Consider the following 24,195-nt stretch of genomic DNA (forward strand, 5'->3'; position numbering starts at 1 on the left):
TGCGCTATCCCTGCGGGAGCTGGCTTGCCAGCGATGAGGCCAGTACCGGTAGCGCCCCCAAATCACACCCCGACCGCATCGGCCTCGAGCCATGCGCTATTCCTGTGGGAGCTGGCTTGCCAGCGATGAGGCCAGTACAGGCAATACAAGACAGTTGCTTCCCCCAAATTCCCCCGCCTTACCCATTCCCTGCAAGTGGCCTTTGCCTATAATGGTGCCAGCCTGAACCCGGCAATGAGTGCCGTGTCCAAGGTCTCATCACGCACCAAGGGAACCCCGCGCAATGGCGTATTACCGTACACCCCACGATGTCACGGCCCTGCCCGCCTGGCAGGCGCTTCAGCAACACCGCGACGCCATGCAAGGTTTCAGCATGCGCGAAGCCTTCGCCGCCGATACCAAGCGCTTCGAGCAGTTTTCCTTGAGCTGCTGCGGCCTGTTCCTCGACTACTCGAAAAACCTGATCACCGAACAAAGCCGCGACCTGCTGGTGAACCTGGCCAACGAAGTGGGCCTGCAGGACGCCATCAAGTCGATGTTCAGTGGCGAAATCATCAACGCCTCCGAAGGTCGCCCGGTGCTGCACACCGCCCTGCGCCGGCCGGTAGGCGACAAGCTCAGCGTCAACGGCGTGAACGTCATGCCGGAAGTACACAAGGTACTCAACCAGATCACCGAACTGGTCGGCCGCATTCACGACGGGCTGTGGCGCGGCTACAGCGAAAAACCGATCACCGACGTGGTCAACATCGGCATCGGCGGCTCGTTCCTCGGCCCCGAACTGGTGTCCGAGGCGCTGCTGCCCTACGCCCAGCGCGGCGTGCGCTGCCACTACCTGGCGAACATCGACGGCAGTGAGTTCCACGAGCTGTCGGCCAACCTGCGCGCCGAAACCACCCTGTTCATCGTCTCGTCGAAGTCGTTCAACACCCTCGAGACCTTGAAGAACGCAATGGCCGCGCGTACCTGGTACCTGGCCCAGGGCGGCTCGGAAGCCGAGCTGTACCGCCACTTCATCGCCGTTTCCAGCAACAAGGCCGCCGCCGTGGCCTTCGGCATCCGCGAAGAAAACATCTTCCCGATGTGGGACTGGGTGGGCGGGCGCTACTCGCTGTGGTCGGCCATCGGCCTGCCGATCGCCCTGGCCATCGGTACCGCCAACTTCAAAGAGCTGCTGTCCGGTGCCTACACCATGGACCAGCACTTCCAGACCGCGCCGTTCGACAAGAACATGCCGGTGCTGCTGGCCCTGCTGGGCGTGTGGTACGGCAACTTCTGGGGCGCCCAGAGTCACGCGATCCTGCCGTACGACCACTACCTGCGCAACATCACCAAGCACCTGCAACAGCTGGACATGGAGTCCAACGGCAAGAGCGTGCTGCAGGACGGCACCCCGGTGAAGACCGACACCGGTCCGGTTATCTGGGGTGGCGTCGGTTGCAACGGCCAGCATGCCTACCACCAGCTGCTGCACCAGGGCACCCAGCTGATTCCGGCCGACTTCATCGTACCGGTGGTGAGCTTCAACCCGGTGGCCGACCATCATCAGTGGCTGTACGCCAACTGCCTGTCGCAGAGCCAGGCGCTGATGTTGGGCAAAACCCGCGAGGAAGCCGAGGCAGAGCTGCGTGGCAAAGGCCTGAACGAAGCGGACATCGAAAAGCTGGCCCCGCACAAGGTGATCCCAGGCAATCGTCCGAGCAACACCCTGGTGGTGGAACGCATCAGCCCGCGCCGCCTGGGCGCGCTGGTGGCGATGTACGAGCACAAGGTGTTCGTGCAGAGCGTGATCTGGGGCATCAACGCCTTCGACCAGTGGGGCGTGGAGCTAGGCAAGGAGCTGGGCAAGGGCGTTTACCAACGCCTGGTCGGCAGCCTGGAAGAAAGCGCCGAAGATGGTTCCACCCAAGGCCTGATCAACTACTTCCGCGGCCGTCACCGCGGTTGATCTGAAACCTTCGCCAGCTTCTTCGCGGGCTCGCCCGCTCCCACAGGTACCGCACAGGCCTCAAGAACTGTTCAGTACCTGTGGGAGCGGGCGAGCCCGCGAAGAGGCCGGCACAGGTTGAACACCTCTCCCAGCTACACTGTCCTATCGAATAGCCGTTGCAGTCCATCGCCCCTTACAAGAGCAGGACCACCCGCCATGTTCGATATCCGCAACTACCCTCAGGCCCTGGCCGTCAGCCAGTCCGCCGCCCTAACCCCCGACGAGTACCGCCGCCTCTACCGCCAGTCGGTGGATGACCCCGACACCTTCTGGGCCGAACAGGCCAAGCGCCTGGACTGGATCAAGCCCTGGTCGAGCGTGCAGCAATGCGACCTAGAGACCGGCAGCGCCCGCTGGTTCGACGGCGCCCAGCTCAACGTCAGCTACAACTGCATCGACCGCCACCTGGCCCGACGCGGCGAACAGACTGCCCTGCTGTGGGAAGGCGACGATCCCAAGGATTCCAAGGCCATCACCTACCGCGAACTGCACCGCCAGGTCTGCCGCCTGGCCAATGCGCTGAAAGCACGCGGGGTAAAGAAAGGCGACCGGGTGTGCATCTACATGCCGATGATCCCCGAGGCCGCCTTCGCCATGCTTGCCTGCACCCGCATCGGTGCCATCCACTCGGTGGTGTTCGGCGGCTTCTCGCCAGATGCCCTGCGCGACCGTATCCTCGATGCCGACTGCCGTACGGTGATCACTGCCGATGAAGGCGTGCGCGGCGGCAAACGCATCCCGCTGAAACAGAACGTCGACAAGGCCCTGGCCAGCTGCCCTGCGGTCAGCAGCGTATTTGTGGTGCGCCGCACCGGCGGCGATGTCGTCTGGGCCGAAGGCCGTGACTTCTGGTACCACGAGGCAACGGAAAAGGCCGGCGACGACTGCAGTCCCGAGCCGATGGGTGCCGAAGACCCGCTGTTCATCCTCTACACCTCCGGCAGCACCGGCAAACCCAAAGGCGTGCTGCACACTACCGGCGGCTACCTGCTCCAGGCCACCCTCACCTTCAAGGTGGTGTTCGACTACCGTGACGGCGAGGTGTTCTGGTGCACCGCCGATGTCGGCTGGGTCACCGGCCACAGCTACATCGTCTATGGTCCGCTGGCCAATGGCGCGATCTCGCTGATGTTCGAAGGCGTGCCCAACTACCCGGACACCTCGCGCTTCTGGCAAGTGGTGGACAAACACAAGGTGAACATCTTCTACACCGCCCCGACCGCCCTGCGCGCGCTGATGCGCGAGGGCTCCGCGCCGCTGCAGAGCACTTCACGCCAGAGCCTGCGCCTGCTGGGCAGCGTCGGCGAGCCGATCAACCCGGAAGCCTGGGAGTGGTATTTCGAAGAAGTCGGGCAAAAGCGCTGCCCCATCGTCGATACCTGGTGGCAGACCGAGACAGGCGGCATCATGCTCACCCCGCTGCCCGGCTCGCAGTCGCTCAAGCCCGGCTGTGCCACCCAGCCCATGTTCGGCGTACAACCGGTGCTGCTGGACGAAAAGGGCAAGCTCATCGAGGGCCCCGGTGCCGGCCTGCTGGCGATCAAGGCCAGCTGGCCCGGGCAGATCCGAAGTGTCTATGGCGACCATCAGCGCATGGTCGACACCTACTTCAAGCCGATGCCCGGCTATTACTTCACCGGCGACGGTGCCCGCCGCGATGCCGATGGAGACTACTGGATCACCGGGCGTATCGATGACGTGATCAACGTTTCCGGTCACCGTATCGGTACCGCCGAAGTGGAAAGCGCGCTGGTGCTGCATGACAGCGTTGCCGAAGCGGCGGTGGTCGGTTACCCCCACGACCTCAAGGGCCAAGGCGTTTACGCTTTCGTCACACCGATGAATGGTGTAACGCCGGACGACGCGCTCAAGGCCGAGCTACTGGCCCTGGTCAGCAAGGAAATCGGCAGTTTCGCCAAACCCGAGCTGATCCAGTGGGCTCCGGCGCTGCCCAAGACACGCTCAGGCAAGATCATGCGGCGTATACTGCGCAAGATCGCCTGCAACGAACTCGACAACCTGGGCGATACCTCGACCCTGGCCGACCCCAGCGTGGTGCAGGGCCTGATCGACAAACGCCTCAACCAGTAACCGGCGGCCGTTGCCCATGGCCGCCCTGAACCAAAGGTCGCCATGGAAGCCCTTCGCCGCCGCATCGAAACCCAGGTCATGAGCCTTACCGGGCTGGCCCTCGGCCAGCTCGACCTGGAATCGCCCAAGGGTGACCCCGGGCTGTTCGGCCCGCACAGCATCAGCTGGCGGGTACATGGCGACTTCCCGAGCATGCTGGTCGGTGGCATCAGTGCCCTCATGCTGCAGTTGCTGCACCCGCTGGCCCTGGCCGGGGTGTGGGACCATTCCAACTTCCGTGAAGACCTGCTCGGCCGCCTGCGCCGTACCAGCCAATTCATCTCCGGCACCACCTTCGGCGCCACCCGCGATGCCGAGTGGCTGATCGACAAGGTGCGTACCATCCACCTGCAGGTAACCGGCACCGCGCCGGATGGCCGCCCGTATGCGGCCAGCGACCCTGACCTGCTGACCTGGGTGCACGTAGCGGAAGTCAGCAGCTTTCTCGCCGCCCACCTGCGTTACCGCAACCCGCAACTAGCGCGCGCCGAGCAGGATGCCTACTACGCAGAGATCGCATTGATTGCCGAGCGCCTTGGCGCCCGCGACGTGCCGCGCTCGTGCCAGCAGGTCGAGGACTATCTGCAGCGCATGCGTCCGCAGTTGCACTGCGACGCACGCAGCCATGAGGTGGTCGGCATCCTGCTCGATGCCCCCGCCCCCAGCCGCCTGGCACAGCCGGTGGGCAAGCTGATGCTGCACGCCGGCATCGACCTGCTGCCGGGCTGGGCCCAGACCATGCTCGGGCTACAGCACGGTCCGTTGCAGCGGCGCATGATCCGCCTGGGCCTGCAACGCACTGCGCCAGTACTGCGCTGGGCGATGCGCGACGGCTCGGCGCACCGGGCCAAACGGCGCATGGGTATCGAATGAGGTCAACTGGTCGCCTCAGCGGAACTGATTTAACGTGCCATACTCCAAGCTCTCCTGCTTAGACAGACGAAGCGACACATGTACAAAGGATTGACTCGCGCCGCTGGCGCACTGCTGGCCCTGGTAGCCCTCTACAGCCTTCTTGGCTTTTTCGTTCTCCCCGGTGTCGCGCTGCGCATCGCCAACCAACAGTTGGCCCAGTACGCAACCGTGCCTGCCCACCTCGAACGGATCGAACTCAACCCCTTCAGCCTCGAGCTGACACTGTGGGGCCTGCAGATCGGCGAGCCTGGCAAGGAGCAGGTCGGCTTCGACCGGCTGTACGCCAACCTTTCGCTCGACAGTCTATGGAGCGGTGCCCTGCACCTGGACGCAGTGGAACTGGTCAAACCGCGCAACGAAGTGCTGTTCGCCAAGGACGGTACTCTCAACCTGACCCGCCTGTTCAAACTGCCAGCCAGCGAAGCCAAGCCTGACGAGCCACCCAGCGACCCGTTCCCGCTACGCATCGGCAGCATCAAGCTCAGCGATGGCTACCTGCACTTCGAGGACCTGCGCCCGAGCGAGCCGATCGAGTTCCTCTACGACAACATGAACCTGGAGCTGAAAAACCTCAGCACCCTGCCCAACGACAATGCCGACATGACCCTGGTGGCCATCGGCCCCAACGGCGGGCGCATCGACTGGAAAGGCACCCTTAGCCTGGCGCCAATCGCCTCTGAAGGCACACTGAAGATCACCGAAGGCAAGATGAAGGCATTCTGGCCCTATGTGCGCGATGCCGTGCCACTGGTGCTGGAAGACGGCGTGGTCAGCCTCGACACCCACTACAAGCTCAACCTCGCCAAGCAGACCGAACTGTTGCTGGACAACGCGTCGGTGCGCATCGCCCCGTTTGCCATAAAGGCCCCGGATGGCCGCCCGCTGGCACGCCTGGCCAGCCTGGAAGTAAGCGAAACCTCGGTCGATCTGGTCAAGCAGCTGGTCACCGTGGGCAAGATCCGCAGCGAAAAACTGGAAACCTGGGCCGCGCTGGAAAAGGACGGCCAGCTCGACTGGCAGAAACTGTTCGCCAGCCAGCCGGCCAAGGCTACGCCGAAGGAAAAGGCCGAACCGGCCGCCGCCGAGCCCACGCCCGAACAGCAAGCCGCCAAGGAGCCGAGCAAACCCTGGCAGGTGCTGCTCAAGGACGTGCAACTGCGTAACTACCTGGTGCACCTGGCAGACCGTACTCAGAAGGAGCCGGTGGCCCTCGATGTCGGCCCGCTCAACGCCGACCTGCAAGGTTTCGACAGTCTCAACAAGTCGCCCTTCAACCTCAAGCTCGATACCGGCGTGGGCAAGCAAGGCAAGCTTCAGGCGGCCGGCCAGGTCAACCTGGCGCCCATCTGGGCCAAGCTGGACGTGAGCACCCGCGATATCGACCTGCGAGTGGCCCAGGCCTATATCAGCCCGTTCATCCTGCTGGAGCTGCGCAGCGGCATGCTCGCCAGCGACCTCAAGGTCGACCTGAAGAACACCGCACCACTGGCCTTCAGTGTTACCGGAAAGGCACAGGTCAGCCAGCTGCACACCCTCGACACCATCAAGAGCCGTGACTTCGTCAAATGGCAACAGGTGAACGTCGACGGCCTGTCCTACGTGCACGGCGATGCGCTGTCGATCGACAAAGTGACCCTGCTGCAACCCTATGCGCGTTTCATCATCAACGAAGACCGCACGACCAACATCAACGACCTGCTGATCCCGCAGCCGGCCGGCGCCCCAGCGACCAGCCAGTCCAAGCCGGCCTCCGCCGGCAACGACAAGCCGCTGGGCATCCACATCGGCCAGATCGACATCAACGACGGCTCGGCCAACTTCGCCGACCTGTCCCTCACCCCCAACTTCGCCACGGCCATCCAACAGCTGAACGGCCGGATCGGCACCATCGACAATCGCAAGCCGGTGCCGGCCAAGGTCGACGTCAAGGGCAAGGTCGACCGCTACGCGCCGGTCACCATCAAAGGCGCCCTCAACCCGTTCAACCCGCTGGCCAGCCTGGATATCGCCACCAGCTTCAAGCGGGTCGAGCTGACCACACTCACCCCCTACTCCGGCAAGTTCGCCGGCTTCCGTATCCGCAAGGGCCGGCTCAACCTCGACCTGCATTACCTGATCACCAATGGCCAACTGAAGGCCGAGAACAAGGTGGTGGTTGAGCAGTTGCAGTTGGGCGAGAAGGTCGACAGCCCGGACGCAGTGGACCTCCCTATCCGCCTGGCGGTGGCACTGCTGAAGGATACCGAAGGCAAGATCTCGATCGAGCTGCCGGTATCCGGAGACCTCAACAACCCGCAGTTCAGCGTGATGCCGATCGTCTGGCAAACCCTGCGCAACCTGGTGTTGCGTGCGGCGCAAGCGCCGTTCAAGTTCATTGGCGGGCTGGTTGCCGACGGTGGCTCGGAAGATCTGGGCAATGTGTCCTTCGCCCCGGGCTCCAGCGAGCTTAGTGGCGACGCCCAGGCATCGTTGGACAAATTGGCGTCGGCCCTGAAGGAGCGCCCGGAGCTGCGTCTGGAAATCGAAGGCACCAGCGCCCAGGCCAGCGACGGCCCGCTGATCGCCCAGCAGCGCCTGGAGCGTGAGTACCAGGCCACCTGGTACAAGATTCTGCAGCGCCGCGGTGACAAGGTGCCGGCCAATGCCTCGATGCTGGTGGTCGACGACAGCGAAAAACCGGCGATGCTCGAAGGCATCTACCGTAACCGCCTGAAGCAACAGCCGCCTGCGGAATGGGAGCAACTGGGCCGCGACGAGCGCACCGCCAAGCTGCGCGAGGCGGTGATCAAGTCCTGGGCCGAAAGTACTGCGCTGCTGCGCACACTTGGCCAGGAGCGGGCCAGCAGCATCAAGGATTACCTGGTAGACAAAGGCCAGCTGGAAGATGACCGGGTGTACTTCATCGATACCAGTCTGGGCCAGGCCGAGAGCGATGGTCGGGTGGTGACGCCGATGCATCTGGATGCCGAGTAACTTCTACTAGCAGGTCTGGCCTCTTCGCGGGCTTGCCCGCTCCCACAGGTACTGCACAGGCCTTGAACTGTGTACGGTCCCTGTGGGAGCGGGCAAGCCCGCGAAGAGGCCGGTACAGGCTTCACACCAACCGCTGCCCCGACACCGCCGGGTGGTACAACGGCTGCACCTTGTTCCCTGCCGGGTCCAGCAGGTGGAAGCTGCGCGCCCCGTCACCATGGTTGAACGGCCGGTCCAGCAGGGTCACGCCATGGGCCTTGAAATACTGGTACCAGGCCTCCAGCTCCTCCACGCTATCGACGATGAACCCATAGTGGTCCAGGGTCTGCAAACCATTGGCCGCCCCTGCCCCGCGCCCCAGCGACAGGTTGTCGTTACCACAAGTGAGATACACCAGGTCTTCGTTGGCGCGGTTCAGCACCTCCATGCCCAGCACATCGACGTAGAAGCGTTCGCACTCCTCCAGGTTGGGCACCAACAAGGCAATATGGCGCAGGCCGTTCAGGCGACCAGGGCGTGCAGGCAATTCGGACATTGGCGAAGCTCCATTTTTGTATACAATTCACAGTAGAATTTAAAACAAAAGGAGAGCCTTGTGTATAGCCTGTTCATCAAGACCCGAGTGAAGCCCGGTTGCGCCGAGGATTTTCTAACTGCGATCAAGGTCAATGCCGCAGCCTCAGTCGCCACTGAACCTGGTTGCCTGGCATTCGATGTGTCGCAAGACCGGGTCGACCCGGAGTTGATCTACCTGTACGAGATCTACCGCGACGATGCAGCCTATGAAGCGCATACCCAAACCGCGCACTTTCGCGATAGCCGGCCATTGGTCGAGCCGCTGATCGTCGAGCAAGAATGCTTCGAGAGCGATGTGATCGCGCGTAACCCGGTGTACTAGCCGCAAATGAAAAGCCCCGGCAAATAGCCGGGGCTCGGAGCGAAGGTGGCCAAATCCGTTTGGCCGACGGGACATTCCTTATTCGGCTTTCAGGCCGTCAGACATGACGCTTTTCACGCCTTTGATGTTCTTGGTGATGCGTACTGCTTCTTCTTTCTGGGATTGAGTGATCGCCACGTCAGACGACAGCGAGACGACGCCTTGGCTGGTCTCGACTTTGATGTCGCTGCCTGGAATACCTTTTTCAGTCAGCAGGTCCGCTTTCACCTTGGTAGTGATCCAGGTGTCGGAACCTTCCTGCTTGGCGTTATCCACGGTGTTGGCAGCCAACATGACTGGAGCCTGGGTTGGCTCCGCAGCGAATGCGCCGTTAGCCATGGTCAGGGTCAGGGCGGTAGCAGTAGCGGCAGCAATGGCGAACTTCTTCATGTGAGTCACTCCTGTTTTTTCGAAAGGTCTGCGCCGTATGTCCTGGCGTCAGATATGGAGGTAGTTGCATGCGCTGTGCCAGCTTTTCCGTCTCGCTTGTTTCCTTTTAAATCAACAAGTTAGCCAAATTTAGATTTGGCCGATGTCGTGCATTCTGCAATCCGCACGATAAAACTGCTTGCAAGATGCAAGTCCGCAAAAGGTTCCGTACAGCCATAAAAAAAGGCCCCTTGCGGGGCCTTTCTTTCTACTACGAGGCAATCATCAGACGCCCGAGGCCTTGGCCGCGGCAACGTCCTTGATCGACAGCTTGATACGGCCGCGGTTGTCCACGTCCAGTACCAGTACTTCGACTTCCTGGCCTTCTTTCAGGATGTCGGTGACTTTCTCGACGCGAGCATCGCTCAGCATGGAGATGTGCACCAGGCCGTCCTTGCCAGGCAGGATGTTTACGAACGCACCGAAGTCGACGATGCGCTCGACCTTGCCGACGTAGATCTTGCCGATCTCGGCTTCGGCGGTAATGCCCAGGATGCGTTGCTTGGCAGCATCTGCCGCTTCCTTGGTTTCGCCGAAGATCTTGATCGAGCCATCGTCTTCGATGTCGATCGAAGCCTTGGTCTCTTCGCAGATGGCGCGAATGGTGGCGCCGCCTTTACCGATGACGTCACGGATCTTGTCGGTGTCGATCTTCATCGCGATCATGGTCGGGGCGTTGGCCGACAGCTCGCTACGCGACTGGGCGATGATCTGGTTCATCTGGCCGAGGATATTCAGGCGCGCTTCCAGGGCCTGGCCCAGGGCGATCTCCATGATCTCTTCGGTGATACCGTTGATCTTGATGTCCATCTGCAGCGCGGTAACACCCTTGGCGGTACCGGCTACCTTGAAGTCCATGTCGCCCAGGTGGTCTTCGTCACCCAGGATGTCGGTCAGGACGGCGAACTTGTCACCTTCCTTGACCAGGCCCATGGCGATACCGGCAACCGGTGCCTTCATCGGTACACCAGCGTCCATCAGGGCCAGGGAAGCACCACAGACCGAAGCCATGGAGCTGGAACCGTTGGATTCGGTGATTTCCGATACCACGCGGATGGTGTACGGGAACTCGCTGTCGCTCGGCAGCATGGCCTGCACGCCACGACGGGCCAGGCGGCCGTGGCCGATTTCACGACGGCCAGCGCCGCCCATGCGACCGCACTCACCCACCGAGAATGGCGGGAAGTTGTAGTGCAGCATGAACGGGTCTTTTTTCTCGCCTTCCAGGGTGTCCAGCAGCTGGGCGTCACGGGCAGTACCCAGGGTCGCAACGACCAGGGCCTGGGTTTCGCCACGGGTGAACAGCGCCGAACCGTGGGTCTTCGGCAAGACGCCGACTTCGATGTTCAGCGGGCGCACGGTGCGGGTGTCACGGCCGTCGATACGCGGTTTGCCGTTGACGATGTTCTCACGGACGGTGCGGTATTCCAGCTCGCCGAAGATTTCCTTGATGGCGCCGGCGGACGGGCCGGTCTCTTCGTTGCTCAGACGGGCAACAGCCTCGTCGCGCAGCTGGCCCAGGCGGTTGTAGCGGTCAGCCTTCTGGGTGATGGTGTAGGCCTGCGAAACGGCTTCGCCGAACTCGGCGCGTACCAGGTTCATCAGCTCGACGTTGGCCGGGGCTGGCTGCCAGTCCCAGGTCGGCTTGCCGGCTTCGGCAGCCAGTTCCTTGACGGCCTGGATCACGGCCTGGAATTCGTCGTGGGCGAACAGCACGGCGCCCAGCATCTGGTCTTCGGTCAGCTCTTTGGCTTCCGACTCAACCATCAGTACAGCCGATTCGGTACCGGCAACGACCATGTCCAGGCTCGAGGCAGCCAGTTGCTCGTAGGTCGGGTTCAGCAGGTAGCCGGTGCTTTCGTGGAAGGCAACGCGAGCGGCGCCGATCGGGCCTTCGAACGGAATGCCGGAGATGGCCAGGGCGGCCGAGGTACCGATCATCGCAGCGATGTCCGGGTCGGTCTTCTTGCTGGTGGAAACCACGGTGCAGACAACCTGCACTTCGTTCATGAAGCCTTCCGGGAACAGCGGACGGATCGGACGGTCGATCAGGCGCGAGGTCAGGGTCTCTTTCTCGGAAGGACGGCCTTCACGCTTGAAGAAGCCACCCGGGATCTTGCCGGCGGCGTAGGTCTTTTCCTGGTAGTGGACCGACAGCGGGAAGAAGCCCTTGCCTGGATCGGCCTGTTTGGCACCGACCACGGTCACCAGCACGGTGACGTCGTTGTCGACGGTAACCAGCACGGCGCCGGTTGCCTGACGGGCAATACGGCCCGTTTCGAGAGTAATGGTCGACTGACCGAACTGGAATGTCTTGATTACCGGGTTCACGGTTTCCTACCTTTTTTCAGTGGCTCTGGGGGAACTGGTTTCTTGCGAATTCTTGGGCAGAACGGGGAATCGGCCCCATTGACCGTCCAGATACAACACGAGGCTGGGAGCCTGGCACCAAGCGGAAAATCCGCTCAGCATTGCCAGGCTGCCAACCTCGGAGATACGCGTGGCGTGTCCAACGGCAGCACTGCAAAACAGCCCTGCCGAAGCCTGCGACACGCCATGCACACCACTGGCCAGGCCGCTATTAGCGACGCAGACCCAGGCGACCGATCAGGGCGCTGTAACGAGTGGTGTCTTTGCCCTTCAGGTAGTCCAGCAGCTTACGACGCTGGTTGACCATACGGATCAGACCACGACGGGAGTGGTGGTCTTTGTCGTTGGCCTTGAAGTGGCCTTGCAGCTTGTTGATGTTGGCGGTCAGCAGAGCAACCTGCACTTCCGGGCTACCGGTATCGCCGGCGGCTTGCTGGTATTCGGCAACGATCTGAGCTTTTTCTTCAACGCTGAGGGCCATTTGGCTTCTCCTGATAACGGATCCCGCATGCGGGGTCCAATAGGCCAGGGACAAATCCCTGTATTAATAAAAAAGGTGTGACCGTGCCTACTGACAGCCACCCTTGGTGCCGTGGGGCCTGGCAATTGCCCGACCCCGCGGTTTCGGTCATTCCGACCGAATCAGCCGACGCGGCGCAATGCGCCCGTCTTCGCTCACTTCACCGATACCGATGAAGCGCGCATTGTGATCCTGTACCCGGACCATGCCAAATTGCGGCGCGTCCGGCGCGCGTACCGCCTGCCCATGCAGCCAGTAAAACGCACTGTGCTCGGACAGGCACACCAGTGGCCAGTCCTGCAGGCCGCTGTCCGAAGGCATCAGGAAGCGGTCGAGCGCTTCGTTGCCGCCTTCGGCGTGGGCCTGTTCGAGTTCCTCGAGGGTGACCGTCTGTGCCAGCGCGAAAGGCCCGGCCTGGGTCCTGCGCAGCTCGGCGACATAGGCGCCGCAGCCAAGGGCCTCACCGATATCCTCCACCAGGGTGCGGATATAGGTGCCTTTGCTGCATCCTACGCTCAGCCGTGCACGGGTGCCTTCGCACTCGAGCAACTCCAAGCGGCCAATAGTAACAGAACGCGCCTCGCGCTCCACTACCTCTCCTGCACGTGCCAGCTTGTAAAGCGGCTGGCCATCACGCTTGAGCGCCGAGTACATCGGCGGTATCTGGCTGATCTGGCCACGAAAACGCGGCAGCAGGGCCTCGATGTCGGCGCGACCAACGGTCACCTCACGGGTCTGCAGCACTTCACCTTCGGCATCGCCGGTGTTGGTAGTCTGCCCCATCTGCATGACCGTTTCGTAGCCCTTGTCGGAATCGAGCAGGTACTGCGAAAACTTGGTCGCTTCGCCAAAGCACAGCGGCAGCACGCCGGTTGCCAGCGGATCGAGGCTGCCGGTGTGACCGGCCTTTTCCGCATTGAGCAGCCAGCGCACCTTTTGCAGGGCGGCGTTGGAGGTGAAGCCCAGCGGCTTGTCGAGCAGGATGATGCCGCTGACGTTGCGGCGGATACGTTTGACCTGGGCCACCGCTTACTCCTCGGCGTCCAGCTTGTCGGCATCCTTGTGCAGACGGTCTTCGGCGACCGCGCGCTCGATCAGTGCCGACAGGTGGGCACCACGGCTGACGCTTTCGTCGAAGTGGAAGTGCAGTTGCGGCACGCTGCGCAGTTGCATCACACGGCCCAAGTGCAGGCGCAGGAAGCTCGCGGCGCTGGTCAGGGCCTTGAGGGTCTGCGGTACGGCGTCGGCGCCGTCCTGGCCCATCACGGTGATGAACACCTTGGCGTGGCCAAGATCACGGCTGACATCGACGGCAGTGATGGTCACCAGGCCGACGCGCGGGTCTTTGACTTCACGGCGGATCAGCTCCGACAGCTCGCGCTGCATCTGGTCGCCGATGCGTTGGGTACGGCTATATTCTTTTGCCATTCTTGCTACCTGTAACTTAAAGCGGCAAACGCCCGGTCAGGCTGAAGCCTGACCGGGCGCTACCTACTGAGGCACTGCCCACCGCCCTGCGGCGGGGCTGGCGCCCTGCTCACCCTTAAAGGGTACGAGCAACCTGGACTTTCTCGAAGACTTCGATCTTGTCGCCGACCTTGACGTCGTTGTAGCTCTTCACGCCAATACCGCACTCCATGCCGTTACGTACTTCGGAGGCGTCGTCCTTGAAGCGACGCAGCGACTCCAGTTCGCCTTCGAAGATCACAACGTCTTCGCGCAGTACGCGGATCGGACGGTTGCGGTACACGGTACCCTCGATGACCATACAGCCAGCGATGGCGCCGAACTTCGGCGAACGGAACACGTCACGTACTTCGGCGACACCCAGGATGTTCTCGCGAACATCGCTGCCGAGCATGCCGGTCAGGGCCTTCTTGACGTCTTCGATGATGTCGTAGATCACGTTGTAGTAACGCATATCCAGACCTTCCTGCTCGACGATCTTGCGCGCGCCGGCATCGGCACGCACGTTGAAGCCGAACAGTACTGCATTCGAAGCCAGCGCCAGGTTGGCGTCGCTTTCGGTGATACCACCGACGCCGCCACCGATCACGCGCACCTGAACTTCGTCGTTGCCCAGGCCCGACAGCGAACCCTGCAGTGCTTCCAGGGAACCACGCACGTCGGTCTTGAGGACGATGTTGAGGGTCTTCTTCTCTTCCTGACCCATGGTCTCGAAGATGTTTTCCAGCTTGCCAGCGTGAGCACGGGCCAGCTTGACCTCGCGGTACTTGCCTTGACGGAACAGGGCAACTTCACGAGCCTTCTTCTCGTCGGCAACCACGGACAGCTCGTCACCGGCTTCCGGGGTACCGTCAAGGCCGAGGATTTCGACCGGGATCGACGGGCCGGCTTCCTTCACAGGCTTGCCGTTCTCGTCGAGCATGGCGCGCACGCGGCCATAGTTGGAACCGCACAGGACCATGTCGCCCTGACGCAGGGTACCGTCCTGAACCAGGATGGTCGCCACCGGGCCACGGCCCTTGTCCAGGCGAGATTCGACAACCACACCACGACCTGGAGCGGTCGGGGTAGCGGTCAGTTCCAGGATCTCGGCCTGCAGCAGGACAGCCTCGAGCAGTTCGTCGACGCCGGTACCCATCTTGGCCGAAACCTTGACGAACGGAGTATCACCACCCCAGTCCTCGGAGGTCACGCCTTCGACAGCAAGCTCGTTGCGGATGCGATCGATATCGGCACCCGGCTTGTCGATCTTGTTCACTGCAACCACCAGCGGAACGCCAGCTGCCTTGGCATGCTGAACGGCTTCGCGGGTTTGCGGCATCACGCCGTCGTCCGCTGCCACCACCAGGATGACGATGTCGGTAGCCTTGGCACCACGGGCACGCATTGCGGTGAACGCAGCGTGGCCTGGGGTATCGAGGAAGGTGACCATGCCGCGGTCGGTTTCCACGTGGTAGGCACCGATGTGCTGGGTAATACCACCGGCTTCGCCAGCGGCAACCTTGGCACGACGGATGTAGTCGAGCAGCGAGGTCTTACCGTGGTCAACGTGACCCATGACGGTAACGACCGGCGCACGCGATTCGACTTCACCTTCGAACTTCAGCGATTCGGCCAGGGAGTCTTCCAGGGCGGTATCGCTGACCAGGGTCACTTTGTGGCCCAGTTCTTCGGCGACCAGCTGAGCGGTTTCCTGGTCGAGCACCTGGTTGATGGTGACCGGGGTACCCAGCTTGAACATGAACTTGACCACTTCAGCGGCCTTGACCGACATCTGTTGGGCCAGTTCCGAGACGGTGATGGTCTCGCCGATGGTCACGTCACGGATGACTGGACCGGTCGGGTTCTGGAAGCCGTGCTGGTTGCGCTTCTTCAGCTTGCTCTTGCCACCGCGGCCACGGCGTACGCCATCGCTCTCTTCATCGGTGGTGCGCGGTGCGGCGCGAGGAGTCGGAGCCTTTTCCTTCTCCTTGACCTTGACCTTGATCGACACGCGCGGGGCCTCGCCACGACGCTCGCCACCACGACGGTCTTCGTCACGGGTGCGGCCTTCGTTGCGACGGGCTTCGTCCTTCTTGCGCTCGGCAGCACGGGCTGCGGCGTCTTCGGACGCCGGGGCGTCGGCAACTACCGGGGCCGGGGCAGCGGCAGGTGCCGCCTCTGGCTTGGCGGCAGGCGCAGGGGCTGCAGCAGCGGTTTCGGCGGCCTGACGGCGAGCCTGCTCTTCGTTGCGCTGGCGAACTTCGGCCTCGACCTTCTCTCGAGCGGCGTTTTCAGCCGCGCGGCGCTCTTCCAGCTCACGCTTCTGCTCAGCCTGGATTTCTTCCGGGCTGCGCTGCACGAATACTTTCTTCTTGCGTACTTCTACGCTGATGCTCTTGCTACCGGCGACACGCAGGGTGCTGGTGGTTTTGCGCTGCAAGGTAATCTTGCGCGGCTCTTCCGCCTTGCTCTTGTGGCTGCTCTTCAAATGAGTCAGCAAGGTCTGCTTCTCATTGTCGGTCACTACCTGACCGGCGTCGGTGTGCGGCAGACCTGCCTCACGCATCTGCTGCAGCAGGCGCTCTACCGGTGCCTCGACCTCTTGGGCCAGTTCTTTCACCGTGACTTGCGTCATGCACTTCTCTCCTCAGGCCGCGCCTAATTACTCGAACCAGTGGGCTCGGGCGGCCATGATCAACTTGCCGGCACGCTCTTCGTCGATGCCGTCGATGTCGAGCAGATCGTCGATCGACTGCTCGGCCAGGTCTTCGCGGTTAACCACGCCGCGCACCGCCAGTTCCGCCGCCAGGTCCTTGTCCATACCCTCGAGGGAGAGCAGGTCGTCAGCCGGATGGGCGTCTGCCAGTTTTTCTTCGGTAGCGATGGCCTTGGTCAACAAACGGTCCTTGGCTCGAGCGCGGAGCTCGTTGACGATATCCTCGTCAAAGCCATCGATGTTGAGCATTTCTTCCAACGGTACGTAGGCAATTTCTTCGAGGCTGGTGAAGCCTTCGTCGACCAGCACTTGGGCCAGCTCCTCGTCGACTTCCAGTTCATCGATGAAATTGCGCAGGATGTCACCGGTTTCGGCCTGCTGCTTGGCCTGGATGTCCTTCTCGGTCATCACGTTCAGGGTCCAGCCGGTCAGCTGACTGGCCAGGCGAACGTTCTGACCGCCACGACCAATGGCCTGGGCCAGGTTGTCCTCGGCAACGGCGATGTCCATGGCATGGGCATCTTCATCAACGATGATCGCCGCGACTTCAGCCGGCGACATGGCGTTGATGACGAACTGCGCCGGGTTATCGTCCCACAGGACGATATCCACACGCTCACCACCCAACTCCCCGGATACGGCCTGGACGCGCGAACCACGCATGCCGATACAGGCGCCTTGCGGGTCGATGCGCTTGTCCTTGGAGCGGACGGCGATCTTGGCTCGCGAACCCGGATCACGGGATGCAGCCATGACTTCGATGAGGCCCTCGGCAATTTCCGGCACTTCGATGCGGAAAAGCTCGATCAGCATCTGTGGCGCGGTGCGCGACAGGATCAGCTGTGGGCCACGGTTCTCGGTGCGAATTTCCTTGAGCAGCGCACGCAGGCGCACGCCAACACGGAAGGTCTCGCGCGGAATGATGTCTTCGCGGGCCAGCAGGGCCTCGGCGTTGTTGCCCAGGTCAACGATGACGTTGTCGCGGGTAACCTTTTTGACGGTACCGGAGATGATCTCGCCAACGCGCTCGCGGTAGGCATCGACCACCTGGGCACGCTCGGCCTCACGGACCTTCTGCACGATGACCTGCTTGGCGGTCTGGGCGGCAATACGACCGAATTCGATGGACTCGATCTTCTCTTCGATCACGTCACCAACCTTGGCTTCAGGGTGGGTTTCGTGAATCTTGCTCAACCAGGTCTCGATCGCCGGATCATCAAGATCGGCTTCGTCGACCACGGTCCAGCGACGGAAGGTCTCGTAGCTACCGGTGTGGCGGTTGATTTCCACACGCAGGTCGACTTCGTCTTCAAAACGTTTTTTGGTTGCAGTGGCCAGTGCCACTTCCAGCGCTTCGAAAATGACGCCGGGCGGTACACCTTTTTCGTTGGATACCGATTCAACAACCAGCAGTACTTCTTTGCTCATCGTACGCCTCGCCTTGCGCAAGCCATTGGGCCCGGATAGTCCGCCGGGCCCGGCACGTCTCAGTCAAAACTGGGAATAATATTGGCCTTGTCGATCGAGTCGATCGGCAACAGGAATTCTTGATTGTCCACCTGGACCACCACATCCTGCTCCTCCACACCGCGGAGAAGGCCCTGGAAGTTACGACGACCCTCGAAGGGTGAGCGCAGCTTGATCTTCACTTGTTCGCCGGCATGCGAGGCAAACTGTTCCAGAGTGAACAGTGGGCGATCCATGCCTGGAGAAGACACCTCGAGGGTGTATTCACTGCTGATCGGATCTTCCACATCGAGAATTGCGCTGGCCTGACGGCTGACCGCTTCGCAGTCGTCCACCAGGATGCCGCCTTCCTTGTCGATGTAGATGCGCAGTACCGAATGCTTACCCTGGGAAACGTATTCGATCCCCCAGCATTGATAGCCCAGACCCTCGACAACCGGGGCCAACAAGGCCTGCAACTGTTCTAGCTTGCTCGACACCTGAACCCCCTCGTGCATGCTGTGCAAATAAAAAATGGGCGAAGCGCCCATCCCTGAAAGCGCCGTTGGACAACGACGCCGAAAACTGTTCGGTTAGCAAAAAGCCCCTGAAAAGGGGCTCCGCTGAAGCTGGTTGCGGGGGCTGGATTTGAACCAACGACCTTCGGGTTATGAGCCCGACGAGCTACCAAGCTGCTCCACCCCGCGACAAAGCTGGGGCAAAAGTATAAGACTGAACCCTCTTGAGGGTCAAATCCGAACCTTCACCTGCAAGAAAGCCCGCTAAAGCGGGCTCTCAAGCTTTAATTGGTACCGAGAAGGGGACTCGAACCCCTACACCCTATGGGCACAACCACCTCAAGGTTGCGTGTCTACCAATTCCACCACCTCGGCAATACTACTACTTGAAACCCGTTACTTCTGCTCTTGTGCCGGAGGAGGTACATCACCCGTGTTAGGAGTGGTTTCGCTCTTCTGCTGCTGGAGCACCGGTACATCATCATTAACTGCCGGTTTCTGCGGCTCTTTCACTTCTAGCACTGCTGGATCTGGAAGACCTGCTTGGCTAAGCTGGTGAGCTTGTTGCTTCGCGAAGTATCCTAACCCAAGTGCTGTCAAAAAGAAAGTGGCAGCGAGTATAGCAGTTAATTTACTCAGAAACGTTGCAGAACCCTGGCTCCCGAACACGGTATTTGAAGCACCCGCGCCGAAAGATGCACCTGCTTCCGCACCTTTACCCTGTTGCAACAGAACCAGCACTACAAGCGACAGCGCTGCCAACAGATGAAAAACAACGATGACTGTTTCCAGCATTTGTTCAGTTTCCTGCGGCGCGACAAATTGCACCGAATTCGTCTGCGTTCAGGGAAGCTCCACCAATGAGCCCCCCATCGATATCCGGCATGCCGAACAGTTCGGCCGCATTGGCCGCCTTCACGCTGCCGCCGTAGAGCAACTGCACCTTCGCAGCCACTTCAGCATCTTTTGCCGCCAACTGGCTACGGATGGCTGCATGCACATCCTGAGCCTGCTGTGGCGTGGCCGTAAGGCCGGTACCGATGGCCCATACAGGCTCATAGGCAATTACTGCATTGGCAAAAGCCTTAACACCGAATGCCTCGATGATACTGCTTAGTTGACGCCCGACAACTTCGAGCGTTTTGCCAGCCTCGCGCTCTTCAAGGGTTTCCCCGATGCAAAGCACTGGTTTCAAACCTTTGGCCTGGGCCGCTGCAAACTTGCGATTGAGCACTTCGTCGGTTTCACCAATGACCTGGCGACGCTCCGAATGACCAATCAACACCAACTTGCAGCCTGCTTCGACCAGCTGTTCCGGAGCAACTTCTCCGGTCAGCGCACCCTGTTCGGGTTGTACTGCAGAATTCTGTGCGCCGACAGTAATTTCCTTACCTGCCAGGCCATCGATCACTTGATTGATGAACAAGGCTGGTGGAAATACAACGACTTCCACTCCGCTCGGCAAGGCCAGATTTCTCAAGCCTTCGGTCAGCTCAGCGACGCTAGCGCGGGTACCGTGCATCTTCCAGTTACCAGCTACCATAGGGCGACGCATGCTTTACCTCGTCGGTCAAAGTGGGCGCAGATAGTACCCAACCCTATCTGCGCTGGCAAGCGCCTTCAGACACAAACTTCGCCGACCAGTTTGGCCAACGCTTCTGCGTGCGCACGCACCTGGCTTTCGTCCTCGCCCTCGACCATCACCCGCACCAACGGCTCGGTACCGGATTTTCGCAGCAGCACGCGGCCGCGGCCTGCCAAGGCCTCGGTCACCTTGGCACTGGCTTCCTTGACCGCCGGGTGCTCCAGCGGGTCGACCTTGCTGGCGCCATATCGCACGTTTATAAGCACCTGCGGGCACTTGCGCAGGGCCTGACGAGCCTGCGCCAGAGTTTCGCCACGACGCTTGAGTGCCATCAATACCTGCAGCGCTGCGATGATCGCATCACCGGTGGTGGTGTGGTTGCAGCACACGACGTGCCCGGAGTTTTCGCCACCGACCAGCCACTCACGCTCCAGCAACTCTGCCATGACGTAACGGTCACCGACCTTGGCCCGCACGAACGGGATATCCAGTTCCTTCAGCGCAAGCTCCAGGCCCAGGTTGCTCATCAGCGTGCCCACCACCCCGCCCTGCAGCTTGCCACGCTCGTGCAGGTCGCGAGCAATGATGAACAGCAGTTCGTCACCATCAACGATGGCGCCGGTGTGGTCGACCATCAGCACGCGGTCGCCATCACCGTCAAAGGCAATGCCCAGGTCGGCATGACCGACCAGCACGGCAGCCTGCAGCGATTCGATGTGAGTCGAGCCACAGCCTTCGTTGATGTTCAGGCCGTCTGGCTGGGCATGCAGCACGGTCACTTCGGCACCCAGCTCGCGGAAAACGCTTGGCGCGACCTTGTAGGTGGCACCGTGGGCGCAATCGACAACCAGCTTGAGGCCGTCGAAGCTGGTGCTGGTCGGCACACTGCTCTTGCAGAACTCGATGTAGCGGCCGGCTGCATCGTTGATGCGCGAAACCTTGCCCAGCTTGCCCGACTCGACAACGGTCATCGGCTGATCGAGCAATTCCTCGATCATCAACTCGACTTCGTCCGGTAGCTTGGTCCCTTGGCCCGAGAAGAACTTGATGCCATTGTCATCGTGCGGGTTGTGCGAGGCGCTGATGACGATGCCGGCTTCGGCGTGGAAGGTACGCGTCAGGTAGGCGATGGCCGGCGTAGGCATCGGCCCGAGCAGCATCACATCGGCACCTGCCGCGGACAGGCCGGCTTCGAGTGCGGACTCGAACATGTAGCCGGAGATACGCGTGTCCTTGCCAACCAGCACTCGGCAGTGGCCTTGCTTGCGGAAGGCCATGCCGGCCGCCCAGCCAAGCTTCAGCATGAAGTCAGGCGTGATCGGGTATTCGCCGACGCGGCCACGAATGCCGTCGGTACCAAAGTATTTTCTGCTCATAGGGACTCCAATGTTCTTATTCGGCGTTTTGCACCGCAGCGATCATGCGCACCACATCAACGGTTTCGGCCACGTCATGGACACGAAGGATGCTCGCCCCCTTGGTCATGGCCAACGCCGCCAGCGCAAGGCTGCCATACAACCGCTCGCCAACCGGACGTTCCAGCGTCAGGCCGATCATGCTCTTGCGTGAAACACCCACCAGCAGCGGGCGCCCAAGGCGATAGAGCGCTTCCATGTGCTTGAACAGGCTCAGATTGTGCGCCAGTGTCTTGGCGAAACCGAAGCCCGGATCAAGGATGATTCTGTTTGCGTCGATGCCCGCCGCGGCGCAGGCGACCATTCGCTGTTCAAGGTAGCGCGTAACGTCGGCGGTCACATCTTCGTAATGCGGGTCGTCCTGCATGTTACCCGGCTCGCCACGCATGTGCATGAGGCACACCGGCAGGCCGGTATCCGCGGCTGCGTCCAGGGCGCCATCGCGCTCCAGGGCACGCACGTCGTTGATCAACCCTGCACCGAGGCGCGCCGATTCACGCATGACGGCTGGCGTGGAGGTATCGACCGAGATGACCACGTCGAGTCGGCTGTTGATCGCCTCGACCATGGGGGCCACCCGCTCCAGCTCCTCGGTCACCGATACCGCGCGCGCACCCGGCCGCGTGGACTCTCCGCCGATGTCGATCAGCGTGGCGCCTGCGGCAACCATCGCTTCGGCATGACGCAACGCCTCATCACGCTGGTTGAAGCGCCCGCCATCGGAGAAGGAATCAGGGGTGATATTGAGAATACCCATGACATGGGTACGCGACAAATCAAGAACCCGATTGCCGCAAGGCAACCGGGTCGGGTACTGCACTGAGCTCATAGATGCCCTTAGTGTTGAGCCGCTGGACCGCCGATCGGCGATTCCGGGCGATCACCCTGGGCAGCTGGTTTGCCCGAAGCCGAGTCATCATCCCAGTCGCGCGGTTCGCGGGGGGTACGGCCAGCCATGATATCGTCAATCTGCTCGGCGTCGATGGTCTCGTACTTCATCAGCGCTTCGGCCATGGCATCGAGCTTGTCACGGTTGTCGGTGAGCAGCTGCTTGGCCGTGGCGTAGCACTGGTCGATGATGCTGCGCACTTCCGAGTCGATCAGCTTGGCGGTTTCGCCGGAAACGCTGGCGTGCTGGCTCGCAGCACTGCGCCCCAGGAACACCTCACCTTCTTCCTCGGCGTACATCAGCGGCCCGAGTTTTTCGGAAAGGCCCCACTTGGTCACCATGTTGCGGGCGATCTGGCTGGCACGCATGATGTCGTTGGACGCGCCGGTAGTGACGCCATCGAAGCCCAAGGTCATTTCCTCGGCAATACGGCCCCCGTACAGCGAGCAGATCTGGCTGATCAGTGCGCGCTTGGACAGGCTGTAGCGGTCTTCTTCCGGCAGGAACATGGTCACGCCCAGGGCACGGCCACGCGGAATGATCGAAACCTTGTAGACCGGATCGTGCTCAGGCACCAGGCGACCGACAATGGCGTGGCCAGCCTCGTGGTAGGCAGTGTTCTGCTTTTCTTTCTCGGACATGACCATGGTCTTGCGCTCGGCGCCCATCATGATCTTGTCCTTGGCCAGTTCGAACTCTTTCATTTCGACCAAGCGCTTGTTGGCGCGCGCGGCAAACAGCGAGGCCTCGTTGACCAGGTTGGCCAGGTCCGCACCGGAGAAGCCAGGGGTACCACGGGCAATGACCGCCGGGTTGACGTTCTCGCCGACCGGCACCTTGCGCATGTGTACCTTGAGGATCTGTTCGCGACCACGAATGTCCGGCAGGCCCACCACCACCTGACGGTCGAAGCGGCCGGGGCGCAGCAGCGCCGGGTCGAGCACGTCCGGACGGTTGGTAGCGGCGATGACGATGATGCCATCGTTCATCTCGAAACCGTCCATCTCCACCAGCAACTGGTTGAGGGTTTGCTCACGCTCGTCGTGACCACCCCCCATGCCAGCGCCACGGTGGCGACCAACGGCGTCGATCTCGTCGATGAAGATGATGCACGGGGCGTGTTTCTTGGCCTGTTCGAACATGTCGCGCACACGGCTGGCACCGACACCGACGAACATTTCCACGAAGTCCGAACCGGAAATGGTGAAGAAAGGCACCTTCGCCTCGCCGGCGATGGCCTTGGCTAGCAAGGTCTTACCGGTACCGGGCGGGCCGACCATCAGCACGCCACGCGGGATACGGCCGCCCAGGCGCTGGAACTTGCCCGGGTCGCGCAGGAACTCGACCAGCTCGCCGACTTCTTCCTTGGCTTCGTCGCAACCTGCAACGTCGGCCAGGGTGGTCTTGACCTGGTCTTCAGACAACAGGCGCGCCTTGCTCTTGCCGAAACTCATCGGCCCGCCCTTGCCTCCCGCTCCGCCCTGCATCTGGCGCATGAAGAACATGAACACGGCGATGATCACCAGGATCGGGAAGCTCGCTACCAGCAGCTGTGTCCAGATGCTCTGCTGCTCAGGCTGCTTGCCTTCGATGATGACGTGATTGTCGACCAGGTCGCCAATCAGGCCGTTGTCGGTAATGGCCGGACGCACGGTCTTGAAATTGTCGCCATCGGCGCGCTTGCCGGTGATGATGTAGCCGTCGACGGTCACACGCTCGACCTTGCCATCCTTGACCTGCTGGATGAAGTCGGAATAGTTGAGGGTCTGCGGCTCGTTAGGGCTGGAGAAGTTGTTCATCACCGTCACCAGGACAGCTGCGATGATCAACCACAGGATCAGATTCTTTGCCATGTCGTTCAATTCGCTACCCTCTGAGGTCGGCGCACGACGCAGCCGTTCCTCGCATGATAT

19 protein-coding genes and 2 tRNA genes are annotated in these 24,195 nt (G+C 61.5%); 5 read left to right on the plus strand and 16 right to left on the minus strand.

Annotation, left to right across the window (positions count from 1 at the left end; all coding sequences use genetic code 11):
- Nucleotides 1-283: 283 nt before the first annotated feature.
- From pgi to ACLCGK_RS13785, 4 genes are all read left to right on the plus strand, one after another.
- Nucleotides 284-1,948, plus strand: a complete 1,665-nt coding sequence (gene pgi, locus ACLCGK_RS13770; protein WP_410952196.1) for a glucose-6-phosphate isomerase — start codon at nucleotides 284-286, stop codon at nucleotides 1,946-1,948.
- A 198-nt stretch (nucleotides 1,949-2,146) separates the two neighbouring features.
- Nucleotides 2,147-4,081: an acetate--CoA ligase gene (acs, locus tag ACLCGK_RS13775; RefSeq protein WP_410952197.1), complete on the plus strand. Its 1,935-nt coding sequence runs from the start codon at nucleotides 2,147-2,149 to the stop codon at nucleotides 4,079-4,081.
- A 42-nt stretch (nucleotides 4,082-4,123) separates the two neighbouring features.
- Nucleotides 4,124-4,993 (plus strand): oxygenase MpaB family protein, encoded by an 870-nt coding sequence (locus tag ACLCGK_RS13780; protein ID WP_015271851.1) that lies wholly within the window; start codon nucleotides 4,124-4,126, stop codon nucleotides 4,991-4,993.
- 78 nt (nucleotides 4,994-5,071) lie between these two features.
- The gene (locus tag ACLCGK_RS13785; protein ID WP_410952198.1) at nucleotides 5,072-8,008 is read left to right on the plus strand and encodes a DUF748 domain-containing protein; all 2,937 of its coding nucleotides are present in this window, start codon (nucleotides 5,072-5,074) and stop codon (nucleotides 8,006-8,008) included.
- 121 nt (nucleotides 8,009-8,129) lie between these two features.
- Here ACLCGK_RS13785 and ACLCGK_RS13790 read toward each other — a convergent pair whose 3' ends face one another.
- Nucleotides 8,130-8,543 carry a VOC family protein gene (locus ACLCGK_RS13790; protein ID WP_010955354.1) on the minus strand — a complete coding sequence of 138 codons (414 nt, stop codon included), beginning with the start codon at nucleotides 8,541-8,543 and terminating at the stop codon, nucleotides 8,130-8,132.
- A gap of 60 nt (nucleotides 8,544-8,603) precedes the next feature.
- Here ACLCGK_RS13790 and ACLCGK_RS13795 point away from each other — a divergent pair, with 60 nt between their 5' ends.
- On the plus strand, nucleotides 8,604-8,906 hold the full coding sequence (locus ACLCGK_RS13795; RefSeq protein WP_023661347.1) for a putative quinol monooxygenase: 303 nt from the start codon (nucleotides 8,604-8,606) through the stop codon (nucleotides 8,904-8,906).
- Nucleotides 8,907-8,984: 78 nt separating this feature from the next.
- On the opposite strand, the gene ACLCGK_RS13800 is transcribed toward ACLCGK_RS13795, so the two are convergent.
- The 15 genes from ACLCGK_RS13800 to ftsH all read right to left on the minus strand — a co-directional run bounded on the left by ACLCGK_RS13800 (nucleotide 8,985) and on the right by ftsH (nucleotide 24,135).
- Nucleotides 8,985-9,335 carry a BON domain-containing protein gene (locus ACLCGK_RS13800; RefSeq protein WP_013974282.1) on the minus strand — a complete coding sequence of 117 codons (351 nt, stop codon included), beginning with the start codon at nucleotides 9,333-9,335 and terminating at the stop codon, nucleotides 8,985-8,987.
- A 264-nt stretch (nucleotides 9,336-9,599) separates the two neighbouring features.
- The gene (gene pnp / locus ACLCGK_RS13805; protein WP_410952199.1) at nucleotides 9,600-11,705 is read right to left on the minus strand and encodes a polyribonucleotide nucleotidyltransferase; all 2,106 of its coding nucleotides are present in this window, start codon (nucleotides 11,703-11,705) and stop codon (nucleotides 9,600-9,602) included.
- 250 nt (nucleotides 11,706-11,955) lie between these two features.
- Entirely contained in the window at nucleotides 11,956-12,225 is a 270-nt protein-coding gene (gene rpsO, locus ACLCGK_RS13810) for a 30S ribosomal protein S15 (RefSeq protein ID WP_003249971.1), read from the minus strand.
- Nucleotides 12,226-12,372: 147 nt separating this feature from the next.
- On the minus strand, nucleotides 12,373-13,290 hold the full coding sequence (gene truB / locus ACLCGK_RS13815; RefSeq protein ID WP_013974284.1) for a tRNA pseudouridine(55) synthase TruB: 918 nt from the start codon (nucleotides 13,288-13,290) through the stop codon (nucleotides 12,373-12,375).
- A gap of 3 nt (nucleotides 13,291-13,293) precedes the next feature.
- Complete coding sequence (rbfA, locus tag ACLCGK_RS13820) at nucleotides 13,294-13,692, minus strand: 30S ribosome-binding factor RbfA (protein WP_003258061.1); 399 nt, start codon at nucleotides 13,690-13,692, stop codon at nucleotides 13,294-13,296.
- Nucleotides 13,693-13,807: 115 nt separating this feature from the next.
- Nucleotides 13,808-16,348 carry a translation initiation factor IF-2 gene (gene infB / locus ACLCGK_RS13825; protein ID WP_024087764.1) on the minus strand — a complete coding sequence of 847 codons (2,541 nt, stop codon included), beginning with the start codon at nucleotides 16,346-16,348 and terminating at the stop codon, nucleotides 13,808-13,810.
- A gap of 27 nt (nucleotides 16,349-16,375) precedes the next feature.
- Nucleotides 16,376-17,857, minus strand: a complete 1,482-nt coding sequence (gene nusA, locus ACLCGK_RS13830) for a transcription termination factor NusA (RefSeq protein WP_003258062.1) — start codon at nucleotides 17,855-17,857, stop codon at nucleotides 16,376-16,378.
- A gap of 59 nt (nucleotides 17,858-17,916) precedes the next feature.
- Entirely contained in the window at nucleotides 17,917-18,375 is a 459-nt protein-coding gene (rimP, locus tag ACLCGK_RS13835) for a ribosome maturation factor RimP (RefSeq protein WP_003249960.1), read from the minus strand.
- Nucleotides 18,376-18,505: 130 nt separating this feature from the next.
- Nucleotides 18,506-18,582, minus strand: a tRNA-Met gene (locus tag ACLCGK_RS13840).
- 100 nt (nucleotides 18,583-18,682) lie between these two features.
- A tRNA-Leu gene (locus ACLCGK_RS13845) sits at nucleotides 18,683-18,768 on the minus strand.
- A 21-nt stretch (nucleotides 18,769-18,789) separates the two neighbouring features.
- Nucleotides 18,790-19,188 (minus strand): preprotein translocase subunit SecG, encoded by a 399-nt coding sequence (secG, locus tag ACLCGK_RS13850; RefSeq protein ID WP_015271857.1) that lies wholly within the window; start codon nucleotides 19,186-19,188, stop codon nucleotides 18,790-18,792.
- A gap of 4 nt (nucleotides 19,189-19,192) precedes the next feature.
- Nucleotides 19,193-19,948, minus strand: a complete 756-nt coding sequence (gene tpiA, locus ACLCGK_RS13855; protein ID WP_015271858.1) for a triose-phosphate isomerase — start codon at nucleotides 19,946-19,948, stop codon at nucleotides 19,193-19,195.
- 65 nt (nucleotides 19,949-20,013) lie between these two features.
- Nucleotides 20,014-21,354 (minus strand): phosphoglucosamine mutase, encoded by a 1,341-nt coding sequence (gene glmM, locus ACLCGK_RS13860; protein WP_264209673.1) that lies wholly within the window; start codon nucleotides 21,352-21,354, stop codon nucleotides 20,014-20,016.
- Nucleotides 21,355-21,370: 16 nt separating this feature from the next.
- A complete protein-coding gene (gene folP, locus ACLCGK_RS13865; protein WP_024087765.1) occupies nucleotides 21,371-22,222 on the minus strand; it encodes a dihydropteroate synthase in 852 nt (283 codons plus the stop codon).
- Between the two features lie 8 nt (nucleotides 22,223-22,230).
- Nucleotides 22,231-24,135: an ATP-dependent zinc metalloprotease FtsH gene (gene ftsH / locus ACLCGK_RS13870; protein WP_015271861.1), complete on the minus strand. Its 1,905-nt coding sequence runs from the start codon at nucleotides 24,133-24,135 to the stop codon at nucleotides 22,231-22,233.
- Nucleotides 24,136-24,195: the final 60 nt, after the last annotated feature.

It is taken from the genome of Pseudomonas sp. S1(2024) (assembly GCF_046557535.1).